17 protein-coding genes are annotated in these 18191 nt (G+C 53.5%); 8 read left to right on the top strand and 9 right to left on the bottom strand.

The features are described from left to right. The first annotated feature begins 2 nt into the window (after positions 1 to 2). From RW092_RS23295 to RW092_RS23285, 3 genes are all read left to right on the top strand, one after another. Complete coding sequence (locus tag RW092_RS23295) at positions 3 to 1862, top strand: NAD(P)/FAD-dependent oxidoreductase (RefSeq protein ID WP_316011420.1); 1860 nt, start codon at positions 3 to 5, stop codon at positions 1860 to 1862. 229 nt (positions 1863 to 2091) lie between these two features. Then, positions 2092 to 2544: a hypothetical protein gene (locus RW092_RS23290; RefSeq protein WP_316011419.1), complete on the top strand. Its 453-nt coding sequence runs from the start codon at positions 2092 to 2094 to the stop codon at positions 2542 to 2544. A gap of 100 nt (positions 2545 to 2644) precedes the next feature. Beyond that, positions 2645 to 3625, top strand: a complete 981-nt coding sequence (locus RW092_RS23285; protein ID WP_316011418.1) for a polyprenyl synthetase family protein — start codon at positions 2645 to 2647, stop codon at positions 3623 to 3625. Between the two features lie 91 nt (positions 3626 to 3716). Here RW092_RS23285 and RW092_RS23280 read toward each other — a convergent pair whose 3' ends face one another. From RW092_RS23280 to RW092_RS23245, 8 genes are all read right to left on the bottom strand, one after another. Continuing rightward, positions 3717 to 4589, bottom strand: a complete 873-nt coding sequence (locus tag RW092_RS23280; protein ID WP_016313637.1) for a UbiA-like polyprenyltransferase — start codon at positions 4587 to 4589, stop codon at positions 3717 to 3719. 765 nt (positions 4590 to 5354) lie between these two features. Further along, positions 5355 to 6638, bottom strand: coding sequence for an aspartate aminotransferase family protein (locus RW092_RS23275; protein ID WP_016313638.1), 1284 nt, complete (start codon positions 6636 to 6638; stop codon positions 5355 to 5357). Positions 6639 to 6694: 56 nt separating this feature from the next. Then, positions 6695 to 8752, bottom strand: coding sequence for a peptidase U32 family protein (locus RW092_RS23270; protein WP_016313639.1), 2058 nt, complete (start codon positions 8750 to 8752; stop codon positions 6695 to 6697). Between the two features lie 100 nt (positions 8753 to 8852). Next, on the bottom strand, positions 8853 to 9653 hold the full coding sequence (locus tag RW092_RS23265) for an energy-coupling factor transporter transmembrane component T family protein (RefSeq protein WP_316011417.1): 801 nt from the start codon (positions 9651 to 9653) through the stop codon (positions 8853 to 8855). After that, a complete protein-coding gene (locus tag RW092_RS23260) occupies positions 9643 to 10710 on the bottom strand; it encodes an ATP-binding cassette domain-containing protein (protein ID WP_316011416.1) in 1068 nt (355 codons plus the stop codon). Before RW092_RS23260 ends, RW092_RS23265 begins: the two co-directional genes overlap by 11 nt. Further along, on the bottom strand, positions 10710 to 11531 hold the full coding sequence (locus RW092_RS23255) for an ATP-binding cassette domain-containing protein (protein ID WP_316011415.1): 822 nt from the start codon (positions 11529 to 11531) through the stop codon (positions 10710 to 10712). Before RW092_RS23255 ends, RW092_RS23260 begins: the two co-directional genes overlap by 1 nt. A 44-nt stretch (positions 11532 to 11575) precedes the next feature. Beyond that, positions 11576 to 12130: a Gx transporter family protein gene (locus RW092_RS23250; protein WP_316011414.1), complete on the bottom strand. Its 555-nt coding sequence runs from the start codon at positions 12128 to 12130 to the stop codon at positions 11576 to 11578. Then, positions 12117 to 12503: a NusG domain II-containing protein gene (locus RW092_RS23245; protein ID WP_316011413.1), complete on the bottom strand. Its 387-nt coding sequence runs from the start codon at positions 12501 to 12503 to the stop codon at positions 12117 to 12119. The genes RW092_RS23250 and RW092_RS23245 overlap by 14 nt, the downstream gene beginning before the upstream one ends. A gap of 533 nt (positions 12504 to 13036) precedes the next feature. Between RW092_RS23245 and RW092_RS23240 the strand changes: the two genes are divergently transcribed. The 4 genes from RW092_RS23240 to RW092_RS23225 all read left to right on the top strand — a co-directional run bounded on the left by RW092_RS23240 (position 13037) and on the right by RW092_RS23225 (position 16853). Then, a complete protein-coding gene (locus tag RW092_RS23240) occupies positions 13037 to 13195 on the top strand; it encodes a hypothetical protein (RefSeq protein WP_028538097.1) in 159 nt (52 codons plus the stop codon). Positions 13196 to 13358: 163 nt separating this feature from the next. Next, entirely contained in the window at positions 13359 to 14702 is a 1344-nt protein-coding gene (locus RW092_RS23235; RefSeq protein WP_316011412.1) for a spore germination protein, read from the top strand. Continuing rightward, positions 14695 to 15768: a GerAB/ArcD/ProY family transporter gene (locus RW092_RS23230; RefSeq protein WP_316011411.1), complete on the top strand. Its 1074-nt coding sequence runs from the start codon at positions 14695 to 14697 to the stop codon at positions 15766 to 15768. The genes RW092_RS23235 and RW092_RS23230 overlap by 8 nt, the downstream gene beginning before the upstream one ends. Continuing rightward, positions 15765 to 16853 carry a Ger(x)C family spore germination protein gene (locus tag RW092_RS23225; protein WP_316011410.1) on the top strand — a complete coding sequence of 363 codons (1089 nt, stop codon included), beginning with the start codon at positions 15765 to 15767 and terminating at the stop codon, positions 16851 to 16853. The genes RW092_RS23230 and RW092_RS23225 overlap by 4 nt, the downstream gene beginning before the upstream one ends. A 63-nt stretch (positions 16854 to 16916) precedes the next feature. Here RW092_RS23225 and RW092_RS23220 read toward each other — a convergent pair whose 3' ends face one another. Next, on the bottom strand, positions 16917 to 17336 hold the full coding sequence (locus tag RW092_RS23220; RefSeq protein ID WP_316011409.1) for a hypothetical protein: 420 nt from the start codon (positions 17334 to 17336) through the stop codon (positions 16917 to 16919). Positions 17337 to 17492: 156 nt separating this feature from the next. On the opposite strand from RW092_RS23220, the gene RW092_RS23215 reads away from it, so the two are divergent. Beyond that, positions 17493 to 18104 (top strand): cupin domain-containing protein, encoded by a 612-nt coding sequence (locus RW092_RS23215; protein WP_316011408.1) that lies wholly within the window; start codon positions 17493 to 17495, stop codon positions 18102 to 18104. Positions 18105 to 18191 lie beyond the last annotated feature (87 nt).

Genomic DNA, 18191 nt, shown 5'->3' with positions numbered 1-18191 from the left:
TTTTGGGCGGCGGTTATGGCGGTGTAGTCACTTCCAAGCATCTGGCCAAACTGTTCAAAAAAGACAAAGATGTGGAGATCCAACTGATTGACCGCAATCCCTATCATACGCTGCTGACGGAGCTGCACGAGGTTGCAGCAAACCGGGCGCCAGAGGATTCTGTCAAGATTGAATTGAAGAAGATTTTTGCAGGGCAAAAGGTGGATGTCGTGCTCGATTCCATCGATGCCATTGATTTTAACGCCAATGAGCTTCGGTCCAAACGAGAGACTTATAAATACGATTACCTCGTCATCGGTACCGGCTGTAAACCAACCTTCTTTGGGATCCCGGGCGCTGAGGAGCACGCCTTGACCCTGTGGTCTTATGAAGACGCTGTGCGTCTGAAAGAGCAAGTACGTCGCAAGTTCAGCGAAGCGGCGAAGGTAAGCAATCCGGCAAAACGCCGTAAAATGCTGTCCTTTGTCGTTGTCGGCGCCGGCTTTACCGGCGTGGAACTGGTTGGCGAATTGGCTGAATTCCGCGATGAACTGTGCAAAGAGTTCTATATCGATCCGAGCGAGGTTCGCCTGGTCGTAGCCGATATGGCTCCGAAAATCCTGCCGATCCTGCCGGATAAATTGATCGAAAAAGCGACGAAACGTCTGCACAAAATGAACGTAGAGATCATTACAAGCGCCAAAATCACCGGCGTTACCCCAACCAGCGTACAGCTTGGCGAAGGGAAAGAGCTCGAAGCGGATACGATCGTGTGGACTGCCGGGGTTGAAGGCTCTGAGCTCGTCGGCAAGCTCGATGTGAAGCAAGAAGGCCGCAAGCGGATCGTCACTAACGACAAGCTGCAAAGCGTCGATCACGAGAACGTCTATATCGTTGGCGACAACATCTTCTTCATCCCGGAAGGCGAAACCCGTCCGGTACCGCAGATGGTTGAGAACGCCGAACAAGCGGGTCCACTCATCGCTCATAACATTTATGCGGACGTTCATGGCAAACCGAAGAAGTCCTATAAACCGGGCTTCCACGGAACAATGGTCTGCATCGGCAGCCGCTACGGCGTAGCGAATGTCGGATTGCCAAACAAAATGTTCATGATGAGCGGCTTCATGGCCATGTTCTGCAAGCACTTAATCAATATGTATTACCTGTTCACCGTGGCTGGTTTTGCGAAAGTATGGACTTATATGATGCATGAATTCTTCCACGTGAACAATCGCAGAAGCTTCGTTGGCGGTCACTTTGCGAAGCGTTCGCCGAACTTCTGGCTCCTGCCGCTGCGGATTTTCGTAGGCTACAAGTGGCTGGAAGAAGGTCTCGATAAGCTTCCGAAGGTTTGGAAAGACCCTTCGAACATCTTCCTTATCCCTGCTTCTCCGAAAGCTGACGTTGTGTCAGCAGCCAGTGAAGCAGCTAGTGAAGTGACGAAGACCGTCGATGCTCAAGCGGCAGCTTCAGCCGTAGAAAGCGCCTCGACCGCAGTTACGGCTTTGCCGGTACCTGGATTTATCAAGAGCATCGTCAGCTGGTTTATGGATGTCTTCTTCTACACCTCGGATGGCGGATATACCGCTCTAGCAACTGTGTTCCAGTTCTTTATGGTGTTTGCGGAAATCGCCCTTGGCATCATGATCATCGTTGGCCTGTTCACCGCTGTCGCTTCGGCAGCCACCGTCGCTCTCGGCGTCATGATCTGGTCTTCCAGCATGGCCTCGACGGAAATGCTGTGGTACATGACCGCAGGCGTCGCATTGATCGGCGGATCGGGCAGCACATTTGGCCTGGATTACTATGTACTTCCTTGGCTCAAGAAACAATGGAAACGAATCCCGTTCGTACGAAGATGGTACCTATACACGGAATAATCGCAGCTCTTTATGCAACTTTGAACTGGAGTAATGTGCGCCCTCAAGCGTACATTACTCTCATTTTTATCCTTTTGCCGACATCGGTGTGAGGATCCCCTGCAAGCCTGCCTGCATTTAGGCGAAGGTTCAAAAAAGTCAGGATTCAGCACCGGATACGCTGCCTATTGTTGGTTCGTAATCAACTGATGACTTTTTTGAACTACCTCTTTAAGGAGTGTGTGTCCTTATGAATCCGAAGCTTATCGAAGACGCTTATCGCTTATTGCAGGGCGAATTATCGCCCGAAACCGGCATTATTGTAGATTTACCCTATCCTGAAGCGGCACCCCTGGCTACCTTGCTGGAGCAATACGACATGCCGCAGGTACGCCAACGCCGTCTGTTATCCATTTACATCGCAATCAAGCTTGCCCTTCAACGCCATAGTGAATGCAGCTCCCTCGCCCCCGGCGAGACGTTAACCCGCAAAGTGTTGGATGGCGACTATCTATACAGCTTTTACGTCGAGCTTTGCCTGAAGTGGGAAGAATTCAATCTGCTTGGGCATCTCGCTCCGATCATCAAACAACTCCAAATCAAACGCGCCCAAGGTCATCCGGAAGACGAGCGCTTGCTCAAAGCCTGGGAACGGTTCCTGCAGCTGGACAACAACCGCAGCACCGCCAGCCAGGCGATGTAGACGGCCGTGGACGGAGAATGCCTGTGAGATTTCGGATGCCCTGCAAAATACTCGGCACCGGTGTCCATGACTGCCAGCCCAAGTTTAGGAGGGAAGCGACATGAAGCTTGAGGAAACACTGAACATCCCCTTAAAAACTGTCGATCGGGAAATTGAGAACATGGTCAAATATGATCGCGACGTCCCTCGTTCCTCCCAATTGGCCAAAGCTATCATCGAATTGATTCGTTCTGGCGGCAAACGAATTCGCCCCTTGATGGTGATCGTCGGCAGCCGCTTCGGCCCTGATCCCGATGAGAAGAAGGTCTGGCGGCTCGCCGGTGCTGCAGAATTCATCCACGCCGCTTCACTGATTCATGACGATATTATCGATGATTCCCCCATGCGGCGCGGCCAGAAAGCGATGCATATCAAGCTGGGCGTGAGCGGTGCACTGCATGTAGGCAATTATATGTCAGCGAGGGTCATCGAGCTGATCTCCGTCTATTCGGCGGAACAAGAGAAATTCGTGTACGACCTCTCCTCTCTAGCCACAACCAAGCTATGTCTCGGAGAATATCAGCAGCTTGCTCACTTATTCGACTATGACGTGACGATCGACGAATACTTGGAGAAATCGAAAAATAAAACCGCACAACTGATGGCCACTTGCCTGCAAATCGGCGCTAAGGCCGCCGGAGCGGATACGGAAACGGCCGAGCTGCTGTATCGCTTTGGTGAAAAGCTGGGCATGTCGTTCCAAATCCGTGACGACGTGCTCGATTTCACCCAATCGGCGGAGAAGCTAGGCAAGCCGGCTGGCAGCGACCTGCGCAGCGGCCAAGTGACCTTGCCCGTCCTGTTCGCGTTGCAGGACGAAACCCTTGCCCCGACGATCCGGGCTATCTCGGCAGACAGCCCTGCCGAAGAAGTGGACGCCGTCGTCGCGGCGATTCAAGCCAGCGGCGCGCTGGAGCAAACCGAAGCGCTCAGCCGCCAATATCTTGCTGAAGCGCAGGATATTATTCACCGGCTCAGCCATTACCCGGCGCACCGGGATCTGCAAGCGCTGCTGGAGTATTTCAGCGGGCGGGAGAAATAAAAATAAGCACGAACCTCAAGGAAGCTTATCCCTTATGGTTCGTGCTTTTTTGTGTATTAAAGCGTCTGTTGCTCTGTATTCAGCGACCATTTCACAGGAGGAAGTAATCCCCTAGCGTAAAGAACAGAATCACCATGCTGATGACCTGGTTCAAATTGTACGAGGCCACATTCATCCGTTTCCAGTTCGACGGCTTAATGATTTTGTGCTCCGTCATTAGCAGCAGGATCGCGATGATAATCCCCGTAATATAAAGCCAGCTCAGGTGGCGAATCGGGATTAAAGCAATCAGCAGCAGCACCATAATCGCATGCAGGCCGGCTGCGATCCGCAGACCGTTCTTGAGCCCAAACGCGCTAGGGATCGACCAGAGTCCGTGATTGCGGTCAAATTCAATATCCTGGGAGCCGTAGATAATATCGAAGCCGGCAATCCACAGCATCACTACAGTGCCGAGGACAAACGGCGTAAAGGCAAATTGGCCGGTAACCGCAAACCAGGCGCCGATGGGGGCCGAAGCAATCGTAAAGCCCAGGTACAGATGGCTCAAGTACGTAAACCGTTTGGTATAAGAATAGGAAGAGATCAGGAAAATGGCCACCGGCGACAAGATCAAGCACAAAGGATTTAACATGCCTGCAGCAAAAATAAAGATCGCATAGTTCACCACAACGAACACCAGCACCTCCTTGGCGTCGAGTAGCTTTTGCGGCAGGTGACGATGCGCGGTGCGTGGATTTTGCGCGTCAAAAACGCGGTCGACGACGCGGTTAAAGGCGTTCGCCCCGTTTCGGGCGCCGATCAAGGCGATCAGTCCCCACAGCATCACGTGCCATGAAGGGAATCCCTCTGCCGCCCAAATCATCGAGATGATCGCAAAGGGCAGCGAAAACAACGTGTGCGAAAACATCACCAATTCGCTGTACAACCGAATTTTGGTGCCGATTTTGCGGGCTATTTCCATCGATAGTCACTCTCCTCATCTAAAAAACACGTAGCGTAACGTGCACTGTTAATATAAGTGCTCCTTCATGCTAGCGAGTCCAGTCCGTCAGGCATGCCCCGACGCAGCGGGACAGCATGTGCAGCTAGAGGACCACAAGCCTCGCCGGACAGGGTGCTACTCCCAGCGCACGTTTCTGACGGCGCGACAGGCGGTCAGGCCACGTCTCCCCGCTCTCGGCAGACGTATCTCACTCGACAGACGTCTCTCACTCAGCAGACGTCCCTCCCATGGCTGACCGTCTCATTAACGTTAATAAGTACCTTTATTTTCGGCCCATCGGCCTGTTTCCAGCAAAATAACGGTAAAAAGTACTCTTATTTTCCGCATATTCCGCCAAAACGGCCGCCAATCGTAAAATTAGCGGTATCATTTACCGCTATTTCACGTAAATCGCCGGTACGCCGAAAAATAACGGTCAATTTTACCGTTATTGACCAGGGGCCGGCGTCACCATGGGCGGCCTTTGCGTGCGCGAGTGCCCGTTGGGCCCCTCACGCAGCAAAGCTGGGACGCTGGCGAGCGCTGGGACCCCTGGCCGACGCCGGAAGTGCCGGCAGGCGCTGAGGTGCCTGCAAGCGCTGAGGTGCCTGCCGGCGCTGGGGGCGCCTGTGGCTGCGCGGCGCGTCTGACGCTTAGGCAGCGGCATGCTATGCAAGCGGAGCCCCTGTCGTTTAGGCGGCACACCCACTACTGCCGCCTAACGCATCTGCTGGCGGAGCTGGGTTACACCAGCTCCGCCAGCGAAGCCTCCAGCGCGTCCAGCATGCCGCGCACGTCGGCCTCGTCGATGACCAGCGGCGGTTGGAAGGCCAGAACGTTGCGGTTCACGCCGTTCTTGCCGATGATATAGCCGCGGTCCAGCATCGCTTCCAGCACGTCGTCGGTGAGCTTCGCGCCGCGGGCGGGCTCCTCGGCGCACAGCTCTGCGCCGAGCATCAGCCCTGCGCCGCGCACGTCGGAGACGTGCTGTGGGAACCGCGCGGCGAGGCGCAGGAGGCCGCCGCGCAGCAGCTCACCGAGGCGCTCGGCCCGCTCCGGCAGGCGATGCGCCTCGATGTAGTCCAGGACCGCGAGCGCGGTCACGGACGAGACCGGGTTGCCGCCGAACGTGGAGGCGGATGGCCGGTTCAGGCTGGCAGCGATCTCGTCCGTGGTGGCGAAGCCCGCCACCGGAATGCCGCTGCCCAGCGCCTTGGCCATCGTCAGGATGTCCGGCGTGACGCCGTAACGGTCCATAGCGAACATACGGCCCGTTCGGCCGAAGCCGGTCTGAATCTCATCGGCGATGAGCAGCACGCCGTGCTGCTCCAGCAGCCGCTTCGCTTCAGCGAAATACCAGTCCGCCGGCGCGACGATGCCGGCGTTCCCCTGGATCGGCTCGGCGATCATTGCCGCGATCTCGCCGCCCTTCTCCGCCAGCGCAGCCTCCAGCGCGGCGATGGAACGGCGTGCCGCCTCATCGGCGCTGAGCCCGCGCTCATACGGCCGGGGGATAAACGTGACATCCGTGTCATGCGCCAGCTGTGGATCCGTCCGCCACATCGCCAGCCCGGTCACACTCATCGTCAAATACGTCCGGCCGTGGAGCCCTTGCTCCAGCGCCAGGAAGCCCCGCCGCCCCGTATGCATGCGAGCCAGCAGCAAGGCGCCTTCATTCGCCTCCGAGCCGCTGTTCACGAAGAAGGTGCGGCGCAGATTCCCCGGCAGCACGTCCGCCAGCCGCTCCGCCAAATCCACATTCGGCTGCGTCAAATAGATCGTGGACGTGTGTTGCAGCATCCGCAGCTGCTCGGCCGTCCGTTCCGCAATCTCTGGATTGCAGTGCCCGCTGGCCACAACGGAGACGCCGGCAAAAAAGTCCGTATACCGCTTCCCGTCATGACCGTACAAATACTGCATTTCCCCTTTCACCAACTGCGGCGGATTTCGATAGAAATGGATGGTGCAAGGATAAAAATATTGCTGCCGTTTCTTGATCACTTCGTCCGGTCCGATGTAATTTGACATGTTCTTTCGCTTCCTTTCCCCCAACTAGGCTTGCACTCCTGCTCTTGCTCCCACTCCTACTTCACACCTGCAGCCACTTCAGCCCGTACTTCCACGCCCTCTTCCTTGACAGAGCCTTCGGGAGTCGAGGCTGCCTCCGCTCCGGCACCCGCTGCCCCGCTCGCTCTGCCGCCGTCAAACTGCAACGCGCCCAGCGTATAGCCGGCATAAACCGGCTTCATCGCGGCAAACAACGACCCGGCCGCTGCAGGATCCGCCAGCGCCGCCTTATAGGTGCGCACGATTTCGGCCAGCTGTTCTGGGCGGTAGGTTGCCCCTTCGATGCGGAAGACAGAGAGTCCCGCCGCAAGCAACTCCTTCACCGCGGGCAACAAACAGAGTTCTTTCGCCAACATCAGATGGTTGCGGCCATGCACATCCCGGTAAACCGGATTTTCGCCTTTATCGGTTTTTAGCACGAGAATGCTGTTATCCACGAAGTGATTGTCTTCCTCGCCAATGGCTTGGAACACTTCGGCGTTTTCGTATAAGTCATGCTCCATGTACATGATCGCCGGTGTGCCGTGAACGATGGCCTCCAGCGGGCCTGGGGCATGCGCCAGCAGCGCGGCCAGCTCCTTCAGCGGCAGCTCCATCGAGGCCGTAAGCCGGCTGACGCCCTGCTCCCGGTAAAACTCAGCCGCGAGCTGATTGTAGACGTTCAGATTGAAATCCCCGACCAGCGGGTACCCTTTATCGGCAAATTTCCGAATTGCGCCCAGATTTGTCACCATCACGCCGTCAATCGGCAACCGTTCGCCCGACAACAATCCGTCATACATTTCAAAATGCAGTTCCGTCATCATCCGCGGCAGGCTCAGATAAAGCTTCGCATTCCCTTTGACTGCCGCCAGTTCCTTCACATCCTGCTTCGTAAACGGACGATCCGGCTCAAAAACGTCGCCGGAGAGATAAAGATGGTCAGCTCCCGCTTCCAGCGCAGCCTTGGCCTGAGCCACGTTATTCACGTGCACGGAGACGCCAGGAGCCGCGTGATTCTCCTGCACCGTTCCCTTCTCTTCTCCCACCTCCGCCAGTGTCTCGCGAATCACAGCAACCCGTTTGTCGCTGAGCTCCCGTTCCTCCGTTGGCGTACTGAACACTTTACCTGTGCTATAGAACTTCCCTGTTCCTTCGTAACGCCGGTTGATGTTGGACAATCCCGGTCGGCCAAACGCATAGGCTGTTGAAAAATCCCGCTTGCGATGATCATAAAGCAGCTTGGTATCCCGGTTGCGTTCAAAGCCTACCGGATCGTTAATATAACGGTCAATCGCGTCGCCATACGCCTTCACCAGCATCACCACGAAGGCGGCATCCCGCATGCGGCCTTCGATTTTGAAGGAAGTGATCCCGCCATGAATCAGCTCTGGGATATGCTCGTACATGAACATGTCTTTAACCGCCAACGGGTATTCCGCCGGATAGACGTTGCCGTCTTTTTTTACACGATAATCCCAGCGGCACGGCTTCAGGCATTTGCCCCGGTTACTGCTCATCCCGAATACCGCCGAACTGAAGTAACAGTTCGCCCCATGCACCGAGCACATATCCCCATGCACAAAGTACTCCAGCTCCATACCGGTCGCTTGTTGAAGATAGCGAGTTGTCATAAGGTCCATTTCCCGCGAAGTGACGACGCGAGTCACCCCAAGCTCCTGTAAAGCGCGGACCATCTCCACGTTGTGCACGTTCATCATGACGGAGGAGTGCACGTTTAACTTCAAGTTCATCTCCCGGATCAGCTTCAGCACCGCAAAATCCTGGACAATGATCGCATCCGGTCCCGCCGATTCCAGGAAACGCAAATAGGCCCGCGCCTCCTCCAACTCGCCTTCATTCAGCAAATTGTTGACGGTGACGTAGGCTTTTTTGCCAAGTCCATGCGCAATCTGGACAGCTTCCGTAATTTCCTCCAGGCTAAAATTAAATCCTTTGCGCATCAGGCGCATATTCAGGTTAGGCCCTCCGAAATACACCGCATCACAATTCTCAACAATGACTTGTTTGAAAATCTCGAACGTCCCCGTAGGCGCCAGCAGCTCCACTTCTTTGCCATTAAAAAAACGTGCCACAGCCGTTTCCCCCTCACATGATTTAGATGTCCAACCTATCAACCTATCCCATCCAACTCTATCTACATGAATGACTCACGGACAGTCTTGCATTGGTAGTTCAAATCAACCGATAGACCACAACCGTTGCAGCCAGAACCACATAGGACAAGACAAACCAAGTGTCCCGACTTCTCCAGACCAACAAGTGGTATTCCGAACGCGGTGCGCCTAACGTGTAGCCCCGGGACTCCATGGACAATACAAGCTCTTCCGCCCGGCGGAAGGCGCTGACTGTCACCGGCACAAGAAGCGAGACCAGCATGCGCCCCTTCTCCTTCCATGGCAGCTCCTTCAGGTCCGCACCGCGCGACGCCTGCGCTTTAAGAATCTTGTGCGTTTCCTCCAAAATCGTGGGGATAAAGCGCAGCGCAATGCTCATCATCAGCGTCAATCGCTCGGACGAGAGGCCAAGGCGTTTGAGAGGCTTCAGCACCCCGCTCAATCCTTGATTCAACACCCCTGGCGTTGTCGTAAACGTCAGGATCGCCGTGAATGATACCAGCAGCCCCATCCGGGAGGCCGCGATGAGTCCGCTGCTGACTCCGCCGCTGTACAGGGTCCAGGAGCCGATAGACCAAAGCGCTTCCCCCGACTCTACCGTGAAGCACTGAACGATGAAGATGAACACCATCAGCACCCACAGCGGTTTGGCCGCCTTCAAATAATATTTCAGCGGGATCTTGGTCGACAGCATATAGGCAACCGAAAACACCGCAGCCACCGCCAAAGCAGGCCAAGAGCCAACGGCTACGATCGTGATCAAGTACAGCATCATCCCGGTCAACTTGGCCCGGGGATCCACTGCATGCACCCAAGAGCCGGTATCAATACTGCGTCCGAACAGCAGCTTATTTCGCATGTCCGTTGCCTCCTTCCCCTGAAACGCCGGAAAGGATCGGCTTGAGCCGCCCGGCCGGAACGGGCTGATCCACGGACAACGAGGCCGGTACGGGAAGCTCCTCCAACACATGGCCTTCCACCAACGCACCCGCTGACGCCCCCCGTTCTTCCGATCGCCCGACAAGCTCAGGCTGCTCCTCTGACCGATCCGCTCCAGACTCATCGCTCAACAACCGAGCCAACCGCTCGGCCAATGCCTCCGCCGTCAAACACGGCGGCTCCCCCGTCAGACCGAACATGGCTGCCGCTTGATTCCAATAACGGATACACGCGGGGATCGCGAGCCCCTCGGCCTCCAACCGTGAAGCCTCCTGGACCAGCTCTGCCGCACTGCCTTGGAACGATTTCCGACCGTCTTTCATCACGATCCATTGCTCTGCGAACGGAAGGATTTCCTCCATCCGGTGCGTGACCACGATCACCGTCTTCCCCTCTTCACGGTGCAGCCGTGACAGCATTGCCGCCAATTCGGCACGGCTCTGCGGATCCAGCGTCGCTGTCGGCTCATCCAGCGCGATCACATCCGGCTCCATCGCCAGCACTGAGGCAATCGCCACTTTGCGCATCTGGCCCCCGCTCAAGCGGAGCGGATTGCGGCTAAGGAAGGTGTCGTCCAGCCCGACCAGGGCCAGCGCGCGGCGGGCTCGCGCCTTGGCTTCGTCTAAGGAGCAGCCAAAATTCAGCGGACCAAAGCAGAGGTCCTTCTCCACCGTGTCCTCGAACAACTGCTGCTCCGGGAACTGGAAGACGAGCCCCACCCGCCTCCGCAGCTCGCGCAGCGGCGGTGCCTTGCCGCCAGCTTCCATCGTTACGTCCAGAACGTGCACCTTCCCGCCCGTCGGCTTCAAAATGCCGTTCAAATGCTGCATCAACGTCGATTTGCCCGAGCCGGAAGCCCCGGCAATTCCGGCAAATACGCCGTCCGACAGGTAGAGGTCGACCTCCTGCAACGCATGGTGCCGCCATAGGCTGCGCTCATCATAAGCGAAGCTGACTTGCTCGAACTGTATCGCCATTAAAGATTCGCCTCCTCTTCACCAACTGGTTCAAAGCCCGCAGGAAGCGTCACGCCTCGCCGCCTCAGCTCCTGTTGCAGCCGAATCCGATAAGGAGCGATCAGCCGGCAATTTACCAGCAGGGCTTCATCCCCAAACAGCTCGCCTGGCTCCAGGTCAGCAGCGACCGTTCCGTCCCCCAGCACGATCGCCCGATCCGAAGCCATAATCTCGTCGGCGTCATGCGTAATCGAGACCATCGTGTAACGTCCGCTCTGCTTCATGTCCTGCAGGATGGCAAGCAGCTCGCCCCGGGCTTTCTCGTCCAACATCGAGGAGGCCTCATCAAAGATGACGATGTCCGGCTCCATCGCCAAGATGGAAGCGACGGCCACCCGCTGTTTTTGTCCTCCCGACAACTCCGAGGGATGCTTGGACAGCAGATGGCCGATGTGCAGTTTATCCGCATATTCCTTTACGCGCCCTACCATGACTTCTCGCGGTAGATTACGCCCCTCTAAGCCAAAGGCAATGTCCTCTTCGACCGTGGCGCCAATAAATTGGTTGTCCGGGTTTTGAAACACCATTCCGATGCGGGGACGCAGCGAAGTCAACGTATCCCGATCCAGCTTCGTTCCTTGTACATATATTGCGCCATGGTTAGCCCCCAACAAACCGCCCAGCAGCTTTGCCAGCGTGGATTTGCCGCAGCCGTTCGGCCCCACCAACGACACCCAGCTGCCCGAAGGGATGCTAAGCGTAACATCATGAAGCACAGGATGCTCCGGGTGATAGGCGAAGGAAACCTCCGTCAGCTCATATGCGAATCCGGTTTCTCCCATTTCTCTCTCCCCTTAAGGTGTACGTCGTGTGAAGCCCCTCCGGCTTATGCCGTTTCCGCTAAAAAACCTTCAAACAAAGACAGCTTCGACAACGACGGAATCAAATATCTCACGGCAATCCCAACGGCGATCCCGGTCAGAACTCCCATGATGAGCAACATCGGTAAATAATAGAAAATTTTCGTCGTACTAAAATACAAAGCAGCGGCGGTCAATTGCCCGATATTATGGGCAATCCCCCCAACGATGCTAATCCCGATAACGCTTAGCCGTCTGCGCCCAATCAGCAGCAGAAACCACATCGCCGCAAAGCTGAACAACGCCCCCATAATACTGAACAGAAAGCTGGAAAAGGTCCCGAAAATAAACGCCGTGAGCAGCGTCTTTAACAGCACCATCATGAAGGCGTCCCGGGCCCTGAGAAAATAAAGGCAAGTCAGCACCATGATATTCGCCAGCCCAAGCTTCGCCCCAGGCACGCTCATGTTCACGGGAATCAGAGACTCTACCAAGCTGAGAACGACCGCCACTGCCGCGAATATCGCGACGATCACCGTTCTTTTTAACATCAGGCTTGATGACTCATTAAAGGATTGCATCAACTCCGTCGCCCCCTTCTGTAGCTACCACTTCAACCATCAACTTATGTGGCAGGCAAACAATCGTCCCGCCGTTCCGGTCAATAAATCCGAAGGTCAGACACACTTTATCCGGGCAGTCAGCGTCGATCATTTCAATCCCGTAGTCATGTACCTTCAAAATGTTGTAGCCATACTCCGTTTTAATGTCCACCGTCTGTTCTTCTCCGGTCAATTGCACCGTCTTAAACAGCTTCCCATCCACTGTGATTCTCGCAACCTGACTCACATTATTGTGATTGTTTTCACTTGAATCACCAAACCATCTCGGAACCAAGAAGGCCAAAGCAATCACGACGATGGCTCCGATCAACAGGATATCTCCGCGTTTCATGGCTAACTCCCTTATTTTTTGATTATATAAATCTTAGATGACCTCATTATACATGGTGCCTTCCCTCCTCTAGTGTGACAAATATCTCACGTTCTTCGGTTTTCCCCGGGTTTCACAAAATCATCACTTAAAAAAGCCCTCTAAATATATGCATTGCTTTTTTGGGTTAATTCAAGTATAATAATTAATTAGTTGTTATAACCACGTTGCAGTTCCTCAGAAGATTATAACTCTCCTTATACCGTTCGGTATGAAATTCCTTATTTGAATGACCCAATCAAAGTAAGAATTTGGACGTTTTTCTGATTCACACTGGCGCGGTCATCGGAGCCGCAAGGACAAATGAGAGGTAGGGCATTTGTTGTTTTAGAAACAGGCAGTTTGTTGTAGTCGGAGCAGGGACAATAAGGCCGGTCTTCACGTGTATATGAAGGCTTGGATAACAATACGAAGCAGGCATTGGCGCGCATAGCCGGTGCCTGTTTTGCTTAGAATAAGGCTGTCTTTCCAAACAATCCAAAGGGGTGTATGAAATGCGCGAAGGTTTGATTCCTACCGTTCTTGGAGCTGTAGTATCCGCTTCGGCCGCAACACTGCTTGGAAGCAAGTATAAGCTTGCCGCTACCGGTGCGCTTGGCTTTGGTTTGGCCCATATTGTGTTGGGTACCATCGACTTGATTGAACACCGTTAGCCATCCGTTTGGGAGACGGACGACCCGGAAGCTACAGCTTCCGGGTATTCAGCATGGAGCACACCGTCATTTCCTTGGCGGTGTTTTTCTATCAACGTACATATTTCCATCCTTTCCAGCAAACACTTCCATTGAGACGATTTAAAGAGAAAGAGGATTGGCAATGGAACTTGTGGACCGCATTCGCAGCCGTTTTGAGCAGGACGGCGATTTTTTTATCGAAGAGCATATATGGGCTGGACGACCAGTTCGCGTCATGGGATTCAAGTCATTGATCGATCTGCCGAGAACTTGGGCGAATCTGCAGACCTCCCTCCGAGAGGCGGATTGGAACGGGAGCCAAGATCCAATTGCCTTCTTGTCGGTATTAGCCCATATTGGCCAAGTCCTCTCGGAACCTAACGAAGATACCTTGTATTCCGCTTTGACGAGCGGCAGCTTGATTGTCTCCTGTCCGGATCCTAAAGTGTACCTGCAGGTCTTGCCGGTTCCCGTTACCTTGCACCGCGGGATCGAACAGCCGATCAATGAGAACGTACTGCAAGGTGCGGCCAGCGCCTTCAGCGATGACCTCCTTACCAATGTAGGACTTATGAAGAAGGAATTAAACACAGAAAAGTTATGTACGAAGATGTACCTTACCGGAAAGAACACGCCTCGAAAAATAACCCTGATGTACTTGGAAGGTCAAGTGAAGCCGGATCTGCTCCGAGAAGTGAAGGAGCGCCTTGAGGCGAACAAGCACCAAGATATCTATAATGTGCAACGTCTCTCCAAATCACTTGGCTTCCATCCGTGGAGCGCCTTGCCGAAATTCTACACAACCGAGTTGCCGATTGAGGCTGCCTATGCGCTCCGGCAAGGCCGTCTTCTTCTTTTTATCGATCGGTTACCGCTTGCCTTGATTTTACCGGCTTTAGTCAGCGATATCTTCATGATGGAGAATGACCGGAATTACTCGGCTATGTTCATGTATATCATTCGGGGGCTACGCTTGGCTGGCATCCTCATCGACCTGATTATCCCTGCACTCTATGTTGCGCTCGTCTCCGTGAACCCGGAGGTACTGCGGATTGAACTGGCGCTTACGATTGCCGAGAGCCGATCCGGTGTACCGTACCCGGCATTCATAGAGACCATGCTGCTGTTAATTGTGCTGGAGCTTATCATCGTTGCCAGTGTCCGACTGCCCAAGAGCATCGGCCCTACACTTACGGTCGTTGGAGGGATTATTTTAGGACAAGCCGTCGTTCAAGCCAGATTGGTCAGCAGCCTGCTGATCATTATCTTGGCGGCAACCAGTATTGCCAACTCGACCGTGGTAGGATTTCAGAACTCGTTGCCCCTGCGTCTGTACAAATATCTCACGTTAATCTTGGCTGCCCTATTTGGCATTCTTGGGATTATGTCCGGCTTGGTTATCCTCTGCGCTTATTTTGCCAGTGCGACCACCTACGGCATTCCTTACTTACACTTCTTTAAACCAAAGGATGATTCGAGTGGATAGAAGTATTCAAGTTATCATCGTCCATATCCTGATTCACCTCGGGATCGTTTTCTTTATCTTCCCTACGACCATCATAGACTGCACGAAGGAAGCCCACTGGATCTCGATCCTATTGGGCTTTCTGCTACATTGGTTTTTGATCTACATCTATACCAAGGGATTAAGCCGCTTTGAAGGCCAGAACCTGATGGATATCTATCTCCAGTATGGGAAGCTCCTTACCGCGATCTTCCTGTTGCCCCTATTCGTTTACTTGTCTATGCTAGCCTCCGTGACGGTTCGGGCGTATGCGGAAACGATCTCCCTCGTGTTTCTGTCCTACACCCCGTTATGGGCAACCATGCTGCTCATTGCGATCATTTCGGCCTTCATCTCTTCCTTGGACATCCACGCCCTTTTTCGTACCGGCGTCCTTATGGGGGTGATCTTTTTCCCTCTGATTATCTTTGTATTATGCATGGCGTTTCAGAATGTCGATTGGCATTACGTCTTCCCCTTATGGAGCAACGATTTTTCGTTCCTTACCAACCCCAAGTACATGGAGTCTACATTTGCCTGTGGGTTTATGTATCTCGGATTCATCCAGCCCAGCATACGGTATAACCGTAAAAAAATCTTGTGGTGGAGCATTACCCTTGTTCCGTTCTATTTGATTACGGTGTACATTCCGGTGTTAACCTTTGGGGAGGATACGGCGGCCAAGTTCTATTTCCCTTTCATCACCGCAGTGGATACCATTGATATTACTTGGCTGATGTTTGACCGCATCACGATGTTCTTCTTGCTCTGCACCGTCACGTTCTTCATGTTGTTTGTATCCTTGACGGTTTGGGTCAATACTGAGATCTTGAAGCGTTGTCTGCCGAAAACCGTCCGGACGCCCTACATCGTCATCGCGCTCTACCTGCTGATCTTCATCTTCGGCATCAAAATTCGAGATTTGCGGGAAGTTGATTTCCTTTTTGATGTGAATGCCTGGCTGCATGCCTATAATTACCTCGTCATTCCGTTTTCGATCTATATTCTGGGATGGATTTCCCGACGGAAGGCAGCGGCTGCCGTATGAAGACCCGTCTGCTTCTGCTAAAAATGGTACTGGCCATCTGCTGCCTCTTCGTGCTAAGCGGATGCTGGGATAACCGAGATATCAATCACCGTTCCTTACCCATCGTCATGGGGATCTCCCGGGTAGATTCCATGTACAAAGTATTTCTTATGATTCCCGAATCGGGCCAAGATGGGACTAAATCTATGCTCGTGACACGAACGGGGCAGACGATTACCGAGATCGTTGATGAGATTAGCTCAAATATGGAATCCCGCGTGGATTTGCTGCATTTAAAAGTCATTGTCTTTGAACGAAAATATGCCGAGGAAGGGTTAGCCGACAGCGTCTCCAGCTTCATCCGTTCCCGTGAAATTTCAGCCAAAGCATTGGTTGCCATTTGCGATGAGGATATAGGCAAATTCTTTGATCATTTGCATAAAGAGACAGAAACCGATCAAACCGTGTTGTACAACTTCTTCGAGAAAAATGCCGGTCTAAGCCCAACCGTCGCGGTCTCGCGAATCTGGGAAATCTTTCGCAGCATCCATTCTTACACCCGGGACATCGGGATTCCGCTCATTCGATCAGGAACAAGCACAATCATCGAGAACGCCGGCACTGCCATCATCCAGCATGGCCGGATGGTCGGGCAAATTTCGGCGGATGAAACCCTGCTGTTCAATGCGTTTAATGAGCGAAGCGCACATGGCCGAATTGAGGTCATGAACCACGCCAGCGTGATTATCCTGGACAACTCCATGAAGCATCACGTTACACTGAAAAACGGAGCACCGTACATTCGCAGCCAGATCCATCTGAAGGTGTCGATCCTGGAAACCCGCGGGAATCCTTCTCTCGATACAATCAAGGATGAGCTCGAGTCCCAGTTGACTGAACGTTTCAGAAGAATGATAAAGTCCATGCAACAGCATGAAGCGGACATCTTGGGCGTAGGCCAATATTTCCGGAACAAAATCCCGAGGGAACAGCTCGCCCATTGGCGGTCGGAATATTTTCCCCGTCTGAGAATGGACTTGGTTGTGAAAACAACAATTCAAAACGAAGGGAACCTAAAAACCGATAACATCAATACTCGCCAATAATGTCACAATCAAGAAAATCCCCTCCGGTCGCACCGCGAGGGGATCTTTCATGAAAGAAGAGGATTATCCGCCGATCGCCATCGCTGAGAATACGACCGGTCCTACAACTCTGGCGGAGCTGTTATTATCCTGATTTTCTACGATCAATTGATAGTTTTGGACTCCAAGCGGGGCATGCTCAACCATGTGTACATTGATAAGGCCCCAATCGTTGAAGGCGTCCTCGATTTCTACCAGTCCATAGAAGATTTCGGTGCCTGCTCTCCAGATACGCACCAGGATGTTCGGCGTATCCAGCTGCGCTTCAACGCCAATTGTTGCCTTCAACTCAACACGGTTAGTCAAGGACGCTGGATCTGCGGGATCCAGGAATACCGAAACCCCTGCAATCTGTACGCCCCCTGCAATCGGAATCGGAATGTTAACACCATTGGTAATCGGAGTCACAACCGTCGAGTTGTAATCCAAAAGTGTTTTTGCCATACCATCTCTCCCCTTTGCTAAGGTATGTTCTATTCTATGTTAGAGAGAAAGAAGATTCTTAGATGAATGCATTAGTAGAATTGACTCAATTTTATACAAGCACAGGAGCAAGAAATGGGCATATGATGGAAAAAAAACTTGGAGGTTATGTCAGACATGAGTTATGTTCCCGGACCGTACCCCGGCTTGTCGTACGCCGCTCCGTATGATCCTTACATCTATCCTCAGCCTTATTTCGCTTACGGATATTCCAATCCGCCGGCCTATCAACCTGCCCGCTATCCTGACTATATCGAGCCCAGCCCGATCTATCCTGAATACGATTCGTCTCCTTTGCAAGAGGGATCTTGGGATCGGCAGCCCCTTCAAGATTACGGGCAACAGCCGTTTGTCATCAATATCAGCGATGCCGCCGAGCATAACCGGAACTTCCGGACCGCTCTCTGGACGGGCAAATATTTTCAGGTCACTTTGATGAGCATTCCGGTCGGTGAAGATATCGGCTTGGAGGTTCACCCGGATACGGATCAGTTTGTACGCGTGGAAGAAGGTCGAGGCGTTGCGCAAATGGGCGATCGTGCGGATCACCTCACCTTCGTACGAAACATCCGTGAAGACGACGCGGTCTTCATCCCCGCGGGCACGTGGCACAACATCATCAACACCGGCAATGAGCCGCTGAAGGTGTATGTCATTTATGCCCCGCCGCACCATAAATTTGGCACGGTGCATCGAACGAAACAAGAAGCGATGATGGAGCACGAGTAATCTCGATGAGGGACAGGGAGGTTGACGGAAACTGCTGCTAGACTAAAAAGTAGACATGGAGAACCGAGAATCGGGTAAAATGAATCT

This window comes from Paenibacillus sp. 3LSP (assembly GCF_032465655.1).
In the GTDB taxonomy this organism is placed as follows: Bacteria; Bacillota; Bacilli; order Paenibacillales; family Paenibacillaceae; genus Fontibacillus; species Fontibacillus barengoltzii.
Note: the sequence above shows the minus strand (reverse complement) of the source record. Positions and strands in the feature narration are given on the sequence as shown.